This is a genomic window from cyanobacterium endosymbiont of Rhopalodia gibberula, from assembly GCF_003574135.1.
In the GTDB taxonomy this organism is placed as follows: Bacteria; Cyanobacteriota; Cyanobacteriia; order Cyanobacteriales; family Microcystaceae; genus Rippkaea.
The window spans coordinates 755,187-773,252 of record NZ_AP018341.1; the positions used below are offsets into that span (position 1 = coordinate 755,187).

15 protein-coding genes and 1 pseudogene are annotated in these 18,066 nt (G+C 36.7%); 10 read left to right on the forward strand and 6 right to left on the reverse strand.

Features of this window, described 5'->3' with window-relative positions:
* Nucleotides 1-69 precede the first annotated feature (69 nt).
* From rplQ to prfA, 6 genes are all read left to right on the forward strand, one after another.
* Entirely contained in the window at nucleotides 70-420 is a 351-nt protein-coding gene (gene rplQ, locus RGRSB_RS02400) for a 50S ribosomal protein L17 (RefSeq protein ID WP_119259678.1), read from the forward strand.
* A 27-nt stretch (nucleotides 421-447) separates the two neighbouring features.
* The gene (truA, locus tag RGRSB_RS02405; RefSeq protein ID WP_119259679.1) at nucleotides 448-1,344 is read left to right on the forward strand and encodes a tRNA pseudouridine(38-40) synthase TruA; all 897 of its coding nucleotides are present in this window, start codon (nucleotides 448-450) and stop codon (nucleotides 1,342-1,344) included.
* Nucleotides 1,345-1,368: 24 nt separating this feature from the next.
* On the forward strand, nucleotides 1,369-1,827 hold the full coding sequence (gene rplM, locus RGRSB_RS02410; RefSeq protein ID WP_119259680.1) for a 50S ribosomal protein L13: 459 nt from the start codon (nucleotides 1,369-1,371) through the stop codon (nucleotides 1,825-1,827).
* Nucleotides 1,827-2,240: a 30S ribosomal protein S9 gene (gene rpsI / locus RGRSB_RS02415; protein WP_119259681.1), complete on the forward strand. Its 414-nt coding sequence runs from the start codon at nucleotides 1,827-1,829 to the stop codon at nucleotides 2,238-2,240. Before rplM ends, rpsI begins: the two co-directional genes overlap by 1 nt.
* A 50-nt stretch (nucleotides 2,241-2,290) precedes the next feature.
* On the forward strand, nucleotides 2,291-2,548 hold the full coding sequence (gene rpmE / locus RGRSB_RS02420; protein WP_119259682.1) for a 50S ribosomal protein L31: 258 nt from the start codon (nucleotides 2,291-2,293) through the stop codon (nucleotides 2,546-2,548).
* 515 nt (nucleotides 2,549-3,063) lie between these two features.
* Nucleotides 3,064-4,176, forward strand: coding sequence for a peptide chain release factor 1 (gene prfA / locus RGRSB_RS02425; protein ID WP_119259683.1), 1,113 nt, complete (start codon nucleotides 3,064-3,066; stop codon nucleotides 4,174-4,176).
* Between the two features lie 1,034 nt (nucleotides 4,177-5,210).
* Here prfA and RGRSB_RS02435 read toward each other — a convergent pair.
* Nucleotides 5,211-5,562, reverse strand: a pseudogene (locus RGRSB_RS02435) (DUF1257 domain-containing protein).
* Nucleotides 5,563-6,108: 546 nt separating this feature from the next.
* Nucleotides 6,109-6,525, reverse strand: coding sequence for an AAA family ATPase (locus tag RGRSB_RS02440; protein WP_119259684.1), 417 nt, complete (start codon nucleotides 6,523-6,525; stop codon nucleotides 6,109-6,111).
* A 1,287-nt stretch (nucleotides 6,526-7,812) separates the two neighbouring features.
* On the opposite strand from RGRSB_RS02440, the gene RGRSB_RS02445 reads away from it, so the two are divergent.
* Nucleotides 7,813-8,775: a cation diffusion facilitator family transporter gene (locus RGRSB_RS02445; protein WP_119259685.1), complete on the forward strand. Its 963-nt coding sequence runs from the start codon at nucleotides 7,813-7,815 to the stop codon at nucleotides 8,773-8,775.
* 72 nt (nucleotides 8,776-8,847) lie between these two features.
* The gene (locus RGRSB_RS02450) at nucleotides 8,848-11,553 is read left to right on the forward strand and encodes a DNA polymerase III subunit alpha (RefSeq protein WP_119259686.1); all 2,706 of its coding nucleotides are present in this window, start codon (nucleotides 8,848-8,850) and stop codon (nucleotides 11,551-11,553) included.
* Nucleotides 11,554-11,712: 159 nt separating this feature from the next.
* On the opposite strand, the gene cysH is transcribed toward RGRSB_RS02450, so the two are convergent.
* On the reverse strand, nucleotides 11,713-12,549 hold the full coding sequence (gene cysH, locus RGRSB_RS02455) for a phosphoadenosine phosphosulfate reductase (RefSeq protein WP_119259687.1): 837 nt from the start codon (nucleotides 12,547-12,549) through the stop codon (nucleotides 11,713-11,715).
* Nucleotides 12,550-13,112: 563 nt separating this feature from the next.
* Here cysH and pyrH point away from each other — a divergent pair.
* Together pyrH and frr are read left to right on the forward strand one after the other, a co-directional pair.
* On the forward strand, nucleotides 13,113-13,835 hold the full coding sequence (gene pyrH / locus RGRSB_RS02465; protein WP_119259689.1) for a UMP kinase: 723 nt from the start codon (nucleotides 13,113-13,115) through the stop codon (nucleotides 13,833-13,835).
* Complete coding sequence (gene frr / locus RGRSB_RS02470; protein ID WP_119259690.1) at nucleotides 13,822-14,370, forward strand: ribosome recycling factor; 549 nt, start codon at nucleotides 13,822-13,824, stop codon at nucleotides 14,368-14,370. Before pyrH ends, frr begins: the two co-directional genes overlap by 14 nt.
* A 660-nt stretch (nucleotides 14,371-15,030) precedes the next feature.
* Here frr and RGRSB_RS02475 read toward each other — a convergent pair.
* The 3 genes from RGRSB_RS02475 to RGRSB_RS02485 all read right to left on the reverse strand — a co-directional run bounded on the left by RGRSB_RS02475 (nucleotide 15,031) and on the right by RGRSB_RS02485 (nucleotide 17,990).
* On the reverse strand, nucleotides 15,031-15,300 hold the full coding sequence (locus tag RGRSB_RS02475) for a YggT family protein (RefSeq protein ID WP_119259691.1): 270 nt from the start codon (nucleotides 15,298-15,300) through the stop codon (nucleotides 15,031-15,033).
* Nucleotides 15,301-15,948: 648 nt separating this feature from the next.
* Nucleotides 15,949-16,587 (reverse strand): hypothetical protein, encoded by a 639-nt coding sequence (locus tag RGRSB_RS02480; protein ID WP_119259692.1) that lies wholly within the window; start codon nucleotides 16,585-16,587, stop codon nucleotides 15,949-15,951.
* Between the two features lie 137 nt (nucleotides 16,588-16,724).
* Nucleotides 16,725-17,990: a glycosyltransferase family protein gene (locus tag RGRSB_RS02485; RefSeq protein WP_119259693.1), complete on the reverse strand. Its 1,266-nt coding sequence runs from the start codon at nucleotides 17,988-17,990 to the stop codon at nucleotides 16,725-16,727.
* Between the last annotated feature and the right edge of the window lie 76 nt (nucleotides 17,991-18,066).

Here is an 18,066-nt window from a genome sequence, read left to right on the forward strand (position 1 = left end):
TACACTCAAAATTTGAGGACTTAAACTTGACTCGTTACATTACAATTTACTTTAGGAGGAGTAAAAATCATGCGTCACCAATGTCGCGTTCCCCAATTGGGAAAGCCAGCAGACCAACGGAAAGCTTTGTTAAGAGCACTCACAACAGAGTTAATTCGTCACGGTCAAATCACAACTACTAAAACTCGAGCCAAAGCTGTGCGCTCTGAGGTGGAAAGAATGATTACTTTAGCTAAAGACGGCTCTTTATCAGCTAGACGCAGAGCAATAGGCTACATATACGATAAACAGTTAGTTCATGCCCTATTTGCAGAAGCCAAAGACCGCTATGGTGATCGCAATGGGGGTTACACTCGAGTTGCTCGAACCCTACGCCGTCGCGGAGATAATGCAGAAATGGCTATTATTGAGCTCGTCTAAATTATTTTAAAATTTGTTTCGAGATTTATGAACCGAACCCAACCACTAGAAAAACAACGAGTCGCCCTGATTATTCAATATCTGGGAAGTCGCTTTCATGGTTGGCAGTGGCAGCCCAACCGGCGAACGGTTCAAGCAGAAATCGAAACAGCGATCACCCAAGTCCTTGAAACCAAAGTTACCTTATACGGTGCAGGACGAACGGATGCAGGAGTTCACGCAGCCGCTCAAGTGGCTCATTTTGACCATTATAGTCCCATTCCTGCAACTCGATGGGCAAATATTCTCAATTCTCATCTACCCGAAGATATTCTTATTCGGGCCTCGGCCCTCGTTACTGAAAACTGGCACGCTCGTTTTTCGGCCCAGTGGCGACGCTATCGCTACACTTTTTATACTGAAAAGCAGCCAAACCTATTTGTAAAACCCTTTAGTTGGCACTATTACCATTCGCTCTTGAATGAATCTCTAATGAACGCGGCTCTTAAACCATTGATAGGAAAACATCATCTAGCGGCTTTTTGTCGTGCAGGTTCCCATCGTGATCATTGTTGGGTTGAGATTCAAGCCGCTTGTTGTTACCGACAGGGGCCATTTATTCATTTAGAAATCCAAGCCAAGGGTTTTCTGTATGGAATGGTGCGTTTATTAGTAGGAATGTTAGTTGAAGTAGGCAGTGGTAGACGTTCTGCTGATAACTTTACCGATATTTGGATGAATCAGCGAAGAGAAGAGGTTAAATATTCTGCTCCAGCTAAGGGACTATGCTTGCTGCGGGTAGGTTATCAAAATTTTCCTTTTCCCTGTAGTGTTCGGTTTGATACCCAACCCTTTGTATTTCATCAAAGTTTTGAACCACAGTTTTCTGTTGCTGAGCAGCCTATAGAGGTGTGTCATCAGTTCCTAGAAAACTCGATAAAATAAAATCTATTACTCACTGAGTTCTCCATGAATAAAACCCTAACTTCAACCCTAGAAAATATTGAACATAAATGGTATGTTGTCGATGCAACAGACCAACGTTTGGGACGTTTCGCTTGTGAGATTGCAAAAGTTTTACGGGGGAAAAATAAACCAACTTTTACTCCCCATATGGATACAGGGGATTTTATTATTGTAGTCAATGCCGAAAAAGTTATGGTAACCGGTAGGAAAAATACTCAAAAACTCTACCGCCGTCATTCAGGTCGACCAGGAGGGATGAAAATAGAGACCTTTGAAAAACTTCAAGCCCGTATCCCTGAGAGAATTGTTGAAAAAGCTGTCAAGGGAATGCTACCAAAAAGTGCTTTGGGTCGTAAATTATTTACAAAACTTAAAGTGTATACTGGAGCGACCCATCCCCACCAAGCACAACATCCTGAACAACTTAATATTAATACTATTCCTAATGGAGGAAAAAATTGATGCAAGCTACTGCGACTGAAGACAAAGTCATCTATTGGGGAACTGGACGTCGTAAATCAGCGATCGCAAGAGTTCGATTAGTGCCTGGTAGTGGGGAACTTACCGTCAATGGAAAACCAGGGAACACTTATTTTAACCGAATTGCTTCCTATATTCAGTCGATCAAGGCTCCGTTAGAAACCTTGGGGCTAGAGAATGACTATGATATTTTAGTCACTTCTCATGGAGGAGGGTTGACCGGTCAGGCGGATGCCGTTAAATTGGGGGTAGCGAGAGCTTTATGTGAGTTGGCTCCTGAAAATCGCCAACCCTTAAAAGTTGAAGGGTATTTAACTCGTGACCCTAGGGCAAAAGAACGTAAGAAATACGGCTTACATAAAGCTCGTAAAGCCCCTCAATATTCAAAACGATAATTTACGATTTTTGTTAACAATTATTAGTCAATAATAGCAGAAGGAGTTTTATGGCTAAACCGGACATTCATCCCACTTGGTATCCCGAATCGAAAGTGATTTGTAATGGGGAAGTTGTGATGACAGTAGGATCGACTCAACCCGAAATTAATGTGGAAGTTTGGTCGGGGAATCACCCTTTTTATACTGGAACTCAAAAAATGATCGATACGGAGGGACGAATTGATCGCTTTCAAAAGCGGTATGGAAACCTTGCTAAAGGAGGCAATAAAAAATCTGAAAAAAAATCTGATGCTTCTGAAGAATAGCAACGCGATTGATGTTAGTGTCTCAGCAGAATTTCTGCTGAGTTCACAGTTTTCGAGATTAAGATGAGAGAATATGCTGTGTTTAAAATTTAAGCAGCGGTAGGTCAATTTGGGGTAAGATATCGTCAACAATCATCAATTCTGTTCACCACATCTTCAAGCAATTTGATATTCTAGTCTACGGGTTATTAACAAGTTTAGCTGTCTAGAAACTCTCCATTTAAAATTATTGCGAAAGTATCTCCAGTCCATATTATTTTACATTTAAATATACATTTTTAGCGGGTAAGGAAACGATTTTTTACTAGTATTTTTATTCCTGTACAAGGGCGGAACTAAAATAGTTATATCTTTAAAAGATAAATTAGTAGCGTACTCTAGTCGTATTATAAAAGTTCCACTTTTTACTAAACAGATATCGTAATTCTTTAGTTAATTCAAACCGAGTTGGAAGCAAACTCTTTGACATAATCTTGTTATTGTTAAATTAGAAGTATTAAAGTTAAGAGAATCCTATGGCTGAGTCCTATCTATTAGAAAAGTTACAATCTGTTGAACAAACCTATGAAGAATTAACCTACCGTCTAGCAGATCCTGACATTGCAACTAACCCTGATGAACTTCAACGGGTAGCTAAGGCACGTTCATCTTTAGAAGAAACTGTTCTTACTTATGAGACTTGGAAAAAGACTCAAGAGGAGTTAACAGAGGCTAAACAAATCTTCAAAGATGCCGGAGGTGATCTTGAAATGAGAGAAATTGCTTCCATGGAGGTAGAGGAGTTACAAAAAAAGTCGGAAGATTTAGAAAAAAGACTAAAAATTCTGTTACTTCCTCGTGATCCTAACGATGATAAGAATATCATGCTAGAAATTCGCGCTGGTACCGGAGGCGATGAGGCCAGTATTTGGGCTGGAGATTTAGTACGTATGTACTCTCGTTATGCAGAAAGTCAGAAATGGATAGTTAAGCTAGTAAGTGAGTCTCTGGCAGATATGGGTGGATTTAAGGAAGCTATTCTTGAAATTCAAGGGGAACAGGTTTATAGCAAACTTAAATTTGAAGCCGGGGTTCATCGGGTACAACGCGTTCCTGTAACAGAAGCAGGAGGACGAATTCACACTTCAACTGCAACGGTGGCAATTATGCCAGAGGTGGATGAAGTGGAAGTCGATATTGATCCTAAAGACATTGAAATATCGACAGCACGTTCAGGGGGGGCAGGGGGACAGAATGTCAATAAGGTAGAAACGGCAGTAGATTTGTTTTATAAACCTTTGGGTATTCGTATTTTCTGTACAGAAGAGCGTTCGCAGCTACAAAACCGTGAACGGGCAATGCAAATTTTGCGGGCAAAGTTGTACGAAGTAAAGTTACGGGAACAACACAACGCGGTTAGTTCAATGCGTAAGTCTCAGGTAGGAACAGGAGCACGTTCTGAGAAAATTCGGACTTATAACTATAAAGACAATCGAATAACGGATCATCGTTTAGGTCAAAATTTTGCTCTTGAGGGAGCTTTGGAAGGAGATATTGAGGATATAATCCAAATTTGTATTAGTCAGGATCAACAGGAACGTTTAGAAGAATTAGTAGCTTCCCCAGAAATAGCTGAGGCAATCAATTAATCAGGTTGATGATGTCTAATTATGATGAAAATCACTTACTATCTTCACGCCGCTATTATTGTTTATAATTTAGAAAAAGCTGAGCATTTTTATGGCTAACTTTTAGGATTAGAAATGATTAATTTTATCTTTATACCGAGGTTTGATATTAATTAGAAGACTATCAACCTTACGATAAATTATCGACAGTAATCTTGCTATGATTTTATGCAATGAAGAGAAATTAGACTGAAACCGTCACATTGCTTTTGCAATTAAGAATCTTAGTGAAACGATATACAAAATTAGAGAGTCCTGGTTTTCTTTTGATAAAAGTAGGTCAAAAAAAGTTGTTCTTATTACCAGAAATTTTAATGGAAATGTAGTTGGCATTAGTAAAGTTTGATATACCATTACAAATATCAAAAATAGTCTCTGTCCACCCTACAAAATAATAATATTGATACTTGACTTTTTAAAAACCCCGTAGTGTGTTAATTCTCTCAATTATTTTATACAAATAAAAAGAAAGCCCAAAGTTTAAAAAACATATTTTGTAGCTAATAATTAAAAACACAAAATTTGTATATTCCAATAATTTTGAATTAATCAATAGTTCTTTAAAACAATATTTAGTATATCTTATGAAGATAAAAATTTTACTTAAATACCCTGTTAAGTTATTAACACAATTATTAAACATTAGTCTAAGTTCTTAAATATATCACTTTAAGGTTTTTAAAAAAATAATTTATTCATAAAAACACTCAGTTTTTGGGGTTAAAAAATCACCAAAAATTACAGATATTTCAGGTTAATAAAATTTATAAATAAAAATTATATGATAATTACTTACTCATATCTTCCAATTAATCCAAATGTTAAAATTGCCCATATCTCGATACAAGTAATAATAAAAAAATATGTGTATTTTTTATTTACATTTTTGCAAAAAAAATAACTATAATTAACACTATTAATTACTATTAATCTTCAAGAAGAGGTCAACCGAAAAAGTCAATTATAAAACTTGGGAATGTGTTTCAAATTACATCTTAGTTAAGAATAATTAATTTAATATCAGCATTTCGTAGAAATTGCTGTTTAAAGTCGACGATAATTTTGTTAAAAGTGCACTTTTGGTTGATAGAGATGAATTAAGCTTGGTTTTACTTCTTAGCAACACTCTATAGGTCAGTAATTAAGTCGAAAGTCCTATCGTTGTTATGAGACTAGCCTAGATCATATTCGCCCTCGAGAACGGCTATGATGTCGGAACAAACATGCTGTCCGTTATAACTACGGATATCAGCTTCAACCTTAATAGAAATGCCGAGATTGCTTAAAGAAGCGTTTAAGATGACAGTATTTGTGATATTCAGTACGCGGAGTACTAAAGTGAGATATTTTAGATTTCCTCCAGAAGAATAGAAGACAACAATAATTTATGATTTGCCATCTTACTAAATAGGAACCAGTTTTTGACCACACTGTTAACACAAAGTTAGCCTTTTGTCTTGTTAGAAAATAGTAGAAAACTTGTTAGAACTCCAATCGTTAATATTCAGCAACAGAGGCTGAAGTGGGTTGTGCGCATTATCTTGCCAGGACTAAAGGGTTGTTACCTCTTCAGTCATTGTCGGCGATAGAGATAGGATGGATTTAATCGCAACAATAATATCAAGCTATGTTAACTCCCTATTTTAAGCAAAAACATCATGTATTGTAGCTGTTAGAGCCTGCTAAATCTCTACACACAAAAAAACATAAAAAACCTTAGCCAATTTCTCAATATCGAAGCGAAGAATATTCACTCAGAGCAAGTCTTGCTAAGCTAAATATTAAAAACAGCTCGACGTTTATCAAACGCCTTGTTCATAAGAATCCTCTTGATAAGAGATCTACTTGGTTTGCGGTTGCCATCACAAAAACAAGTGATGTTTTTTCTCGTATTCAAGTCAGGAAGGAACCAGAAATACGGCTAAAAGTTCCCTTATTAGAATCAGCAAACCCAGTTCCTCCGAATAAAGGCTTGTCTAATTCATCAATGAAGAAAATGACTGGGGAAATAGATTCGTCCGTCTTGAATGCATTACAAAGGTTTGTCTCGGAATGTCCTATCGTCAAACTATCATAAACTAGTCCCATGTCTAAGTATAATAGGGGCGATCTCCACAAAAGGAAAATAGTTTTGGCAATAAGGAACTTTCCGTACCATCGAACTACGAAAATAAGCATTCTTTTGGGATTGGATAAACTATATTTCCTAGCTCTTTTTGTAAACATATCGGAGCGTTGTTTTAGCCATTTATTTAATTTTTCTAGTCCACCTACTGCATTGATAATTTTATTTTCTTCGATGCAATCCAAAACTTCATTACGATGGATAAGTTGCTTCTTTTCAGACAGAACACTACTTCATCTTCAGTTAAACGATCTGTTTTGACATAGACTTTACAATAAATTTTTTCAGCTTCATCTCTTTTTAATCCTAAATCCATTTTCAGTAGTCTTTTGCGCACTCCTATGTCCGTTCGGTGCATCTTTGTCTTCTCTAGCTGATGGTAGAAAATTTTATTGGGTTCGCTTAAATCTGAAAAAGGAAAATCAAAGACAACAACTCTTTTTTTAATTCAATAGGAATATCTTGTAGCAGAGACATCAAAATAATGATTTTCTCAAGGGAATTGAGATTAGTTTTTACATCTCGCAACCACCGTATATCTTATTAAAGATAAAAAAATTGTGTAAAACTTAATTTCGGAAAACTTTTATCGCTATTTTCCTCATCATAGTCTTATCCGAGATAATTTTAGAGAAAATTGAGAGTACACGAAAGATGACAGTAGAAATGAAGAAGAATACTATTCTGTTTGGTTATGAAGATAAGGCAGTCGAATAGCTAAGGTACTCTACAGATTTGATTAAATTTTAAAAAAGTGATCATAAAAAATATTTTTTATATGTACAAAATAAAGATATTAATCCAATACATGAAGCTACGAACATCGCTAAAAATTGATCTATCTCTGTTTTTTCTTCATAAAGAACACGCTATTTTTATTTTTTTAAATGTTTTGTTGATTCAAAAGAGTATTTTGACATATATTTATATTCTTCTCTTTTAAGAATAGCTACTAAGTCAACTATTTCAATAATTTATTTTTTTGTTATTAGATAAACAAAATCAGTAAAAAAAACAAATAAGTTTATAATTTAAAGTCGTGGTTAGCGGTAAATTTTACAAGCAAAAAATATTAAGCAGAGAATTATTCTAGCAATTTTACCTTCCTATCTTGTTAATCTTAATCACTGAACTTCATGTTCGTAGTGCTCATTCTTAACAAGACAATGGAGAATAGGTAATAAGTTTTTATTTACACTAATAGTATCGTATTTTTTATCTTTACCTAATCTATGAAAGATTTAAATTTACAAAAATGCTAAATTGAAGAATAGTATAAAATATATTGTAGATCCACAAATCACTAAAATTAGATGATTAATGATTACTTATAGATGAAATTTTATTTTTTAATATTATTAAATATAGTTTGAAAAACGGACATTACTACAGACTTTATGTTTTCTTCTTAAAAGACAGTTATTATTCTTTTATATTAAACTAAGTCAAATTGTATATCTATGATCCTATAAATGACACGCCACCATCATTATACTCACTCTCACTCTCACTCTCGTGATAAACATTCTACTACAGTTCATGGACATAATCATAATCCCACTAGTTACAATCGTGCCTTTGTTGTTGGGTTACTGCTTAATGCAAGTTTTGTATTGATTGAATTTATAGGAGGTTTTCTAGCTAACTCAGTTGCCTTAACGGCGGATGCAGGACATAATTTAAGTGATGTTTTAGGGTTGACTTTAGCATGGTCCGCTAATTTGGTCGCCCGCCGACAACCATCGAGTCGAAAGACCTATGGTTGGCGAAAATCATCAATTTTAGCTGCATTTTTGAATGCAGTATCTTTATTACTAGTAACAGGGGGAATAGCTTGGGAGGCGCTTGAGCGATTATTCTATCCTAAGGATGTACAAAGTAATACAATTATTTGGATAGCGGCGATAGGTATTATTATTAATGTTGGCACTGCCTTAATGTTTTTCTCAGGTCGTCGAAATGATATAAATATTAAGGCCGCATTTTCCCATATGATAGCCGATGCTATGGTGTCGGTTGGGGTTGTTTTTGCAGGAATTGGAATTCTTTTAACCCATTGGTCTTGGCTAGATCCAGCCTTTAGTTTAATTATTAGTATATTGATTATTCTCAACACCTGGGAACTGTTAAAAGAATCCTTTCACTTAGTAGTTGATGGAGTTCCTAATAAAATTGATGAACGTGCTGTTTACACTTATTTATCTGAATTTCCAGGTGTAACTCAAATTCATGACTTGCATATTTGGGGAATTAGTACCACAGAAACTGCCTTAACAGCACATTTAATTATTCCTCAAGGTCATCCAGGCGACAAATTTTTATCACAAATTTGTCAGGAGTTACATAACAACTTTGGCATCGATCATTCAACACTCCAAGTTGAACTAGGCGATTCACAATATCCTTGTATATTAGAACCAACGGAGAGAGTTTAATCGTAAATAATCAATATTTTTGATTAACAAACAATAAATCAAAAAACTATTTTAATTTTTAAGGAGAATTGTATGTCTTTTGTTGGTTTACATATTCACAGTGAGTATAGTCTACTTGATGGAGCGTCTCAACTCAATGCTTTAGTTGATCGTGCTTTGGAATTAGAAATGCCAGCGATTGCTCTAACGGATCATGGAGTAATGTATGGAGTGATCGAACTCATGAAAGTTTGTCGCAATAAAGGAATTAAACCAATTATCGGCAATGAAATGTATGTTATTAATGAAGATATTGAAGTTAATAAACGTCATCGAAGATACCATCAAGTTGTCTTAGCCAAAAATACCCAAGGCTATAAAAATTTAGTAAAGTTAACAACTATATCTCACCTTAAAGGTATTCAGGGAAAGGGGATTTTTTCTCGTCCTTGTATCAATAAAAAATTATTAGAGCAATATCACGAAGGGTTAATTGTTACTAGTGCTTGTATAGGAGGCGAAATTCCCCAAAAAATTTTAGCAGGAGATTTGAAAGAGGCTAAACAAATTGCTAAATGGTATCAAAAGTTATTTAAAGATGACTTTTACTTAGAAATCCAAGATCATGGTTCACAAGAAGATCGAATTGTTAATCGAGAAATTGTCAAAATTGCTGATAAATTAGACATTAAAATTATTGCAACTAATGATTCTCATTTTATCTCTTGCTATGACGTAGAAGCTCATGATGCGTTACTTTGTATTCAAACGCAAAAGTTAATTACAGAAGATAAACGACTTAGATATAGTGGGACTGAATATCTCAAATCTGCAGAAGAAATGAGGTTATTATTCCGAGATCATCTTCCTGATAGTGTGATTGAAGAGGCAATAAATAATACTTTAGAAGTTGCTAATAAAATTGAACATTACAAAAATATTTTTGGAGAACCTCGCATTCCTAATTATCCCGTTCCTCCAGGACATAATCCCGATAGTTACATTGAAGAAATAACTTGGCAAGGGTTGATAGAAAGATTAAAATGTCGTTCTCGTGAAGAAATACCAGAGAACTATAAGGAAAGATTAGAATATGAATTAAAAATGTTGCAAAGAATGGGATTCTCAACTTATTTTTTAGTAGTTTGGGATTATATTAAATATGCAAGAGATCACAAAATTCCTGTAGGACCTGGAAGAGGATCGGCGGCAGGTTCTCTGGTTGCTTATTCTTTGAAAATAACTAATATAGATCCAGTTCATCACGGACTTTTGTTTGAAAGATTTTTAAATCCTGAACGGAAATCTATGCCCGATGTTGATACAGATTTTTGTATTGAAAGACGAGATGAAATGATTAGATATGTTACCGAAAAATATGGAGAAGCTAATGTTGCTCAAATTATTACTTTTAACCGTATGACTTCTAAGGCTGTTTTAAAAGATGTGGCTAGAGTATTAAATATTCCTTATGCAGACTCCGACAAAATGGCGAAAATGATTCCAGTTTCACGGGGAAAACCCACTAAATTAAAAGTAATGATTTCTGATGAAACACCAGAGCTAAAATTTAAAGAAGCTTATGATAGTCAAGAAGTAGATATTAAAGATGATAAAGGAAATGTGATTGGTCAAATCCCTGTACGTAATTGGGTGGAGATGGCAATTCGCATAGAAGGAACCAATAAGACCTTTGGAGTTCATGCTGCAGGTGTAGTTATTTCTTCTGAACCTTTAGACGAAGTTGTCCCCCTTCAAAAGAATAATGAAGGAGCAGTTATTACTCAGTATTTTATGGAAGATTTAGAGTCCCTCGGGTTGTTAAAAATGGACTTTTTGGGGTTAAGAAATTTAACAACTATTCAGAAAACAGCAGATTTAATTAAGCAAAATAGAAATATAGATTTAGATTTAGATCAACTACCTTTAGAAGAAAGAAAAGCTTTACAAATTATTGCTAAAGGAACTGCTAAAAAACTTCCAGGTGATATAGAGAAAACATATAAACTTTTAGCAAGAGGAGACTTAGAAGGAATTTTTCAGTTAGAATCATCAGGAATGAAGCAGATAGTTAAAGATCTAAAACCATCAGGAATTGAAGATATTTCCTCTATTTTAGCTCTTTATCGTCCTGGACCCTTGGATGCTGGACTTATTCCTAAATTTATTGATCGTAAACATGGAAAAGAAGCGATTCAATATGAACATCCTTTATTAGAATCCATTCTTGAGGAAACCTATGCTGTCTTAGTTTATCAAGAACAAATTATGAAGATGGCGCAAGATCTAGCGGGTTATTCTTTAGGAGAAGCAGACCTGTTACGTCGCGCAATGGGAAAAAAGAAAATCTCAGAAATGAAAAAGCATCGAGAGATTTTTATTGATGGGTCAACTAAAAATGGGGTTCCTAGAAATGTTGCAGAAAATTTGTATGAACAAATGGTTAAGTTTGCGGAATATTGCTTGAGTTATGATACAAAGATATTGACTGTCGAATATGGAGCAATTTCCATAGGTAAAGTGGTAGAGGAAAGTCTCGACTGTACTGTTTATACAGTAGACAAAAATGGCTTTGTTTATACTCAACCTATTCAACAATGGCATTCACGAGGTAAACAAGAAATATTTGAATATTGTCTTGAGGACGGTTCCATCATTCGAGCAACAAAAGACCATAAATTTATGACCACCGAAGGTAAAATGTACCCTATTCATGACATCTTCGAACAAGGATTAGAGTTGAGGAAAATTACCCCCCAGTTCAGTGATAACAAAACCTCGCCAAATCGAAAATTATAATAAAAAGTTTTAGGGGTTTTCTAAACCGAGCACCACGAACCGACTGTATTCTGTAAAACCTGTGAAGCAAAACAGCCAGCTTTTGTTTATTATGACCTTGTAGCAATCAATCTTAAGAAAGTCAGTTTTATTAACTCAATTATGATGCTTATTTGCAGATCACAAAGTACTTGAATCTAAACTTTGTGCGGCCTCAGGCGTTAAGGGTAAATGCAGCCCGCACTCTTGCTTCAGCCCGTGAAAACGACCATCCCGCTCGCTTTTATCTCCTGCTATCATAGGACGACTTGAATGCCAATCTCCGACAGATACATATCCTTTCTCAAAATAGGGATGATAGGGTAAATTGTGAACTGTTAAATACTGATAAACATCACGGGAATCCCAATGTAGAATCGGATGAACCTTATAATGGTTTCCTTGTTGTTCTACTCGTTCTAAAGATTCCCGATGACTCGTTTGAGTTCGACGTAACCCTGCTAACCAAGCTGTAGCATTTAATTCGAGTAACGCCCTTTGCATTGGTTCTACTTTACGGATGTGATCATATAGGTTAAGAGATTCTAAATCCTTTTTGTCCCACAGTTTCCCATAAAGAGCTTCCATACGGCCTGGGGTAAGAGGAGATTGATATATTCTCAAATTAAGGTTTAACTGTTTGCTTAATTCTTCAGCAAAACGATAGGTTTCCGCCGGAAGATACCCAGTGTCGACCCAAATCACCGGAATATGAGGTACAATTTGAGTTACTAAATGGAGCATAACTGCCGCTTGGATACCAAAGCTGGTACTCATCACCAATCTATCCCCGAATGTATTGGCAGACCATTCAACCACATTTTTGGCATTAGCATTTGATAGGAGTTGATTGGTTGCTTGTAAATCAAGACCAGGTTTAAGAATTTCGGGAGTGTGATGTGGTTGAGGACCCTGAACGGAGATAGCTTGGGTACCATTTACTTGCATTTGGGAGTTGAGCAGATCAATGTGGGGCATTCGGTAACTGTTTCCCTGGTGTTCAACAATCTTAACGTTAAGTAATGGTATCCATCAAAATTAAACGATCCCATTGACGTCCTCACCGTCAATTGCCAACGCAATTGTTAATGGGATTTGGCGACTTGACATCTAGGTTTTTGATCCTTCTAAAATTTGATTTTAACCAAAATTTAGTGTAGTCATAGCCCCATTGTATCGTAGTTCCAAAAAGGACAACTCCTGTAGCTAATTTATTAGCTTTTTTTAAGATTGAGCTTGACTAAAATACTTAATCGATAGACCCAAGAGTCATTGAGCGATATGATTGTCTAGGAACTGTAACTGATGTGACTTGAGTTGACAGACCCACTTAAATCAATCATGTTGCAAAAAACATTCTGCTGTCGGACAGCCAGTGGAAGTGAAACAAATGCTTGTAGAGGGGAATTTGGAGCGAGTTTAGAAACCTTGCTTTCTAAATTAGACAAACCCAATGAAGCAAAAATCCTGCGCGGTTACACCGGTGGGAATATCAATTTAAACATAAACTCTAGGTTCAATTCAATAGTAGCAACAGAGGGATGACTTACCACCGAGTATTAGTTAAACTAAGCGGCGAGGCCTTGATGGGCAACCTAGGCTATGGCATTGATCCTAAAGTGGTAGCCGAAATTGCTCAAGAAATTTCAGATGTCATTGAACATGGCACCCAGTTGGCTATCGTTGTTGGGGGAGGGAACATCTTTCGTGGAGTCAAAGCGGCTTCGGCCGGTATGGATCGAGCGACAGCTGACTACATTGGTATGATTGCTACAGTTATGAATGCTATGACGTTGCAAGATGCCCTCGAACAGATGGGAATCCCCACACGGGTCCTGACAGCAATCGCTATGCAGGAAGTAGCTGAACCCTATATACGTCGTCGTGCTATTCGCCATCTTGAAAAGGGACGCGTAGTTATTTTTGGGGCTGGATCAGGAAATCCCTTTTTTACCACTGACACCACGGCCGCACTCCGGGCTGCTGAAATTGATGCAGAGGCGGTTTTTAAGGCTACAAAAGTCGATGGGATTTACGATAGTGATCCCAATATTAATCCGAAGGCTCGTCGTTATCAAAGTCTGACCTACGGTCATGTATTAGCCAATGATCTACGGGTAATGGATGGAACGGCGATCGCCCTTTGTAAAGAAAATAATATCCCAATCGTTGTCTTTGATCTCTCGGTTCGAGGCAACATCCTTCGAGCTATCAAAGGAGAAGCGGTTGGAACACTTGTGGGAGGTTTATGTGAAGTTAGCTGAACTTGAAGATAATATGCAAAAATCCATTGAGTCCACTCAACGGTCTTTCAATACCATTAGAACAGGAAGGGCTAACGCTTCACTTCTTGATAGAATAACAGTTGAATACTATGGGACAGAAACTCCCCTAAATCAACTAGCCAATATTAGTATTCCTGATGCCAGTAGCATCAATATATTACCCTACGATAAGAGTAGTATGGGAGCAATTGAAAAAGCTGTTAGCCTTTCAGATATTGGTTTAACCCCAAATAATGATGGTAAAGTCATTCGTTTAAATATCCCTCCCTTAACGGAAGAACGGCGTAAAGAAATGGTCAAATTAGCTGGAAAGTTAGCCGAAGAGGGGAAGGTGGCCATTCGCAATATCCGTCGAGAGTCCATTGATACAATTCGTAAACAAGAAAAAAATAATGATATTTCTGAGGATGAATCTCGTGATTTACAGAATGAGATTCAGAAGATAACTGATAAATTTACGACGAGAATCGACGACTTGTTAAAAATCAAGGAAAAAGATATTATGACAGTCTAATTAGCTGGGTACTATGTATAATTGCCTGAAGTCAATCTCAGTAAGGAATTGACCTCATCAGTGTCAATATTAAGCCTCTACTAGAATAGGAACTCTATCAACAAAAATCAACCTCCTGCTTTCAAAAAGCAGGAGGTGTCGGAGTCAGCATTGAGCTAAGAAAATCATTTATAAAATGAATAAATGTCTATGAAATTTAGAGCAATCACGACTGTTATAATTTCCTTTCTACTATCGCTGTTAAATTTGGTTAATTACTCTATTGAGGACTGCCCTTACTTAAATCAGAGTATTCAAAATGGACTATCAAGACTATCCCTTTGAACTAGCTGAAGAGCGCTTCAATAACCGCAGCGCTATGTCTTCGTCAAGTATTATATAGCGACCAGAAAAGTTCAAAATATTTTAGAAAAAACTGTTTTTTATACTAAATACTTTTAGGCGAATTTTAAACACGAATGATGAGCCAATATTGTAACATCTAAATAGTGTTGGTCCAATTACTGAAGTTCCACCAGGGGTCAGCAAGTTCAACCTAAGGATTACGGTTCCAGCCAATCGACTGACCCCCCTTAAACTAAAGCAATTTAAAGCGTTTGAGTTCACCACTAAAATGACCTCTATTTTCTAGAAAAATGAAGCCTATAATGCCTACTTAAGCTAGAAGATAGCAGGAACCTGGGTCAGTATAGAAGAAATAAATTGCAATGCTAAAATTGCCAAAAGGGGAGACATATCCAAGCCGCCCAAGGGGGGGATAATCGACCGAAAAATGTTGAGATAGGGATCAGTAATGGGGCTCAAAAAGGCCATTAAACTGTAGGCCCACTCAGTAGTTTGGAACCAAGAGAGTAAGATTCTAATAAAGATCAACAGTAAGTATATATTGATGAAGTTGATCAAAGTTTCAATAATTAACGCAGCGGCCATAAGTTACAATCCTCCTTAATAAATCGATCACTGTTGTACAGGCTGATCTTATATCAAATTCGATTCTTCAATTATAAATGGAGGGGAACACCTTCCCCAATTGAGCTGATCACGATTATATCAAAAGCTGTTTCAAACAGTTCTTAAGTAAGTTTTGTTTTAACCGACTCTTGAACTTTTTTTCATCAACTTTGCCCCTTAACTATTACGTATAGCTAGTTTTATTATTTTTTACATATCTTTAAGGGACGTTGCACCGATATTTACAATAATTTCGTCAATAATTTAGTTAATTTCGTATTCACAGACTCGGGCTAGTGAATAAGTTGCAATAAAATGCTATCTATCTATGAAACTGGTAGCGGCGGGGTTGATTCCTTGACTGGCTACTCCTCAACTTGATTAATTGACTAACTTGAGATCCTCAAAAACATGTTAGTCCATTAATTCTACCTATCTCAATTTACATTTTCAGACTAAAGCAGTTTCGCAGTCTCGCGATAGGTATAGTTTTAGAAAAATCTACAAACTACCTTAGCTTAGTCAAAAACTATTGCGAATTCGTTTTGGCGGCTGAAAAAATAGAACAGCTCAATGTGTCAGTTGCCATGATAAACTGGTTCAAAATTTTTTTTAAAATGAATAGATTTAATTACTGGGAGTTGTAGCTGCCGGAGAAGTTCCAAAAGGCACATCAACAAATCCTAATTCATACAACTGTTGATAACATTTTTTTCCTAAATCAGTTGTAGGATTTTGGGAACGAATAACTTGAATCAACAAAGGAACAGCCAATTCTGGTTTGTCTTGTGCTCGGTGAACAAGAGCCAATTGATAAGTGGCAGAATCTCTCATCTGACCTGTTTTTAGCGCACTATTACGTTGAGATTCATAAATCTTACTATCAATTCCTGAAAAACTCTTGGCTAGTTGTAAATAGAAATTAGACAACTGATTGAAAATCTTGCGAGCTTGCTGGAGTTTATTAGCCGCTAGGTCATAGTTTTCAGCATTAACAGCTTCATTAGCCTCTGAAACTAGTCTTTGAGCTCCTTGTGAGCTAAGTAAACTGTCAGCTTGAGTTAGGGGACGCAAATTAGTAGGATCACTAGGATCTTCATCTGTGATTTCCCCTCCATTATCTGGGGTAGCTCCAAGCAGCTCACCATTATCCTGGCTAATAGGGGACGTTTGAGCTTGGATTGGATGTAATTGGGTGATTCCCAAGGCTAGTAAGGCAACCATTAGACGATTCAAACTAAAGCAGCGCATTAACACCTTTAACATAACAGAACTCGCTCGAGCCGAGTTTTGGTAAAACAACTTATGAAGACTCGAGACATCTTAACATTTGTCTTCCCTCATTAGTTAATTTTTTTACAAAAAGCCACTCAAACTAAAGGAAGTTATAGCTCAATTTTGCATCAAGAATTGAGTAAATTTAATTGCTCCTTAAGGATGTTAGTAAGCTCAGTTGCTGCTCCTGTCCTTCCTCTAACCTGTAATAAGCGATCGCGGATTTTTGTTAGTTTGATAGGATTAGCTAACCAATCTAGTATTAATTCTGCGACATCGGTCGGTTGAAGTTCCCCCACTAATTCCGGCACAATTTCTTCATTAGCCCAAAGATTAGGCCAAGCAAATAATCGTCCCTGTTTAAGTACCATTAAATTAATAGTTTTAGCCAAAATTCTTCCCACTAAAGGTAAACTGGCTAAAATCCCTGGAATCCCGTCCCAAGTCCGCATAGCATCAAGTTGTTGGGTAGGGAGTAAGACAATCATGGGAATCCCTAATGCTCCTAATTCAGCTGTGTTAGCCCCTACAGTAGTTAAGGCTAAACAACAATGACAGAGGTAATTATAGGCTGGAAATTGGGTAATCAATTCTACTTGAAGTCCATTAGAAGTCTCTAGTCGAGGAGAAGGAGATGAGTCAGCACTAGCCATGACTAATTTTGCACACACTCCCCCCATCTTCATTACCATAGGATTTTGACTCGAATTAGCAAAGCCGGCTAGGGTGTATAAATCCAAGGTGGGGGCAACAGGAAGAATAAAGCGAGTTTTGGGATTTTGTTGATAAACTTGTTCCGCAATTGCCAAACATAAAGGAATCCCCTGCATTAATTTTCCTGGTTTCGATCCAGGTAAAATTGCAATGGTGGGGAAAGGAGCAATTTGGGATGAACTTACAGAAGTTGGAGTCAAATCAGCCATTAGATCCCCTACTACGGTCAGTTTATGTTTATGGGATTTGGGAATAGGCTTAATCACATCTGTATTCATGACTCCAAAACGATCAATCCAACGATACCAACGAGCTTCCCGTTCCGCATAAATGACGGTGCGGTATCCTAACCGTTTACCGAGTAGTATTGGATAAAATTGATCACCCCCCAGAAATAAGACAATGCCATGTTTATGCCAGTTCCAATTCTCAGCAGTTTTTCCCCAGAATAAAAAATTAAAAAAATGTTCACTTGACTGAACCCGATCAACTTCCAGGTAACGACGCGCGATAGCAGCTTCTTGCCCAGTAGCATGAGGACAAGGGGATAAAACCACAGAAATCCGCACTTGGGAGCTATTACAGCCTATAATTTCCCGTATAGCTTTCACCACAGGACGCACCCAAGTGGTCACTTCCCCTGGTCCGTTAGACAAAATCAGAATATCAGCTGGTTGCATTAATAGTTGTCAATCCTTTTTTGCAAGAATACCTCATCTTCATAAGATTTTAAGCGCAGCAATCGCTTCTCTTACA

Bases quoted from the DNA above. Each gene is read 5' to 3' on its own strand.
- rplQ (WP_119259678.1), top strand. From the start codon at position 70: ATGCGTCACCAATGTCGCGTTCCCCAATTGGGAAAGCCAGCAGACCAA.
- truA (WP_119259679.1), top strand. From the start codon at position 448: ATGAACCGAACCCAACCACTAGAAAAACAACGAGTCGCCCTGATTATT.
- rplM (WP_119259680.1), top strand. From the start codon at position 1,369: ATGAATAAAACCCTAACTTCAACCCTAGAAAATATTGAACATAAATGG.
- rpsI (WP_119259681.1), top strand. From the start codon at position 1,827: ATGCAAGCTACTGCGACTGAAGACAAAGTCATCTATTGGGGAACTGGA.
- rpmE (WP_119259682.1), top strand. From the start codon at position 2,291: ATGGCTAAACCGGACATTCATCCCACTTGGTATCCCGAATCGAAAGTG.
- prfA (WP_119259683.1), top strand. From the start codon at position 3,064: ATGGCTGAGTCCTATCTATTAGAAAAGTTACAATCTGTTGAACAAACC.
- RGRSB_RS02445 (WP_119259685.1), top strand. From the start codon at position 7,813: ATGACACGCCACCATCATTATACTCACTCTCACTCTCACTCTCGTGAT.
- RGRSB_RS02450 (WP_119259686.1), top strand. From the start codon at position 8,848: ATGTCTTTTGTTGGTTTACATATTCACAGTGAGTATAGTCTACTTGAT.
- cysH (WP_119259687.1), bottom strand. From the start codon at position 12,549: ATGCCCCACATTGATCTGCTCAACTCCCAAATGCAAGTAAATGGTACC.
- pyrH (WP_119259689.1), top strand. From the start codon at position 13,113: ATGACTTACCACCGAGTATTAGTTAAACTAAGCGGCGAGGCCTTGATG.
- RGRSB_RS02475 (WP_119259691.1), bottom strand. From the start codon at position 15,300: ATGGCCGCTGCGTTAATTATTGAAACTTTGATCAACTTCATCAATATA.
- RGRSB_RS02480 (WP_119259692.1), bottom strand. From the start codon at position 16,587: ATGTTAAAGGTGTTAATGCGCTGCTTTAGTTTGAATCGTCTAATGGTT.
- RGRSB_RS02485 (WP_119259693.1), bottom strand. From the start codon at position 17,990: ATGCAACCAGCTGATATTCTGATTTTGTCTAACGGACCAGGGGAAGTG.